We start from the raw sequence: 626 nt of genomic DNA, 5'->3' as shown, positions 1-626 counted from the left end.
ACTTTATTACTTTATTACTTAAGGAAGAATAATGAAGAAAATACTCATCACTATGCTCAGCAGCCTTGCTGTTGTCTCTTGCGCTAGCACTAGCGACTCTGAACAAACCAGTTCATCATCAGATACCAACTATTCCCAACTATCCCAAACTGCACTGATGGCTGCAGTAAATATGTGGTCTCAGCAGAACGAAACAACACCGCTTGTGGATACGGTAGCTGACCAAGCTTCTGTTACCAGCGACCAAGCAGTTGGCGGTATTGGTTCAATGTTAGCCCTTGCACAAAACTCTCTTGGCACAGCCGACAACAAAGAACTCGCGACACTTATTCCGGGTATGTCGAGCCTTGAGTCTACTGGTCTATCATCGCTACTAAGCTCACAAGGTGCCGTTGAAAGTGCGTTTTCTGGATTAGGTATGGATCCATCAATGGTTACAACATTTGCACCCATCATTCTTCAAGCACTGCAGTCACAAGGTGCAACGAGCGGCCTGATGGATTCACTTTCAGCTATATGGCAATAATCGTTAGTTATTAATAGCTAGCTTAAAATCTAATAAGGGCACTTCGGTGCTCTTTTTTGTGCGTGGAAGAAAAGATATTTGAGATACGAGATACGAGATA

Annotated in this window: 1 protein-coding gene; it reads left to right on the top strand. The window is 43.5% G+C overall.

The features are described 5' to 3' along the window. Positions 1-31: 31 nt before the first annotated feature. Positions 32-526 carry a DUF2780 domain-containing protein gene (locus AB4209_RS13005; protein ID WP_136981955.1) on the top strand — a complete coding sequence of 165 codons (495 nt, stop codon included), beginning with the start codon at positions 32-34 and terminating at the stop codon, positions 524-526. Positions 527-626 lie beyond the last annotated feature (100 nt).

This window comes from Vibrio sp. 10N.286.48.C11, assembly GCF_041469805.1.
GTDB lineage: Bacteria > Pseudomonadota > Gammaproteobacteria > Enterobacterales > Vibrionaceae > Vibrio > Vibrio crassostreae_C.
This window is presented reverse-complemented; position numbering and strand designations above follow the sequence as displayed.

Coding starts and splice junctions, on each gene's coding strand:
- AB4209_RS13005 (WP_136981955.1), top strand. CDS start 32: ATGAAGAAAATACTCATCACTATGCTCAGCAGCCTTGCTGTTGTCTCT.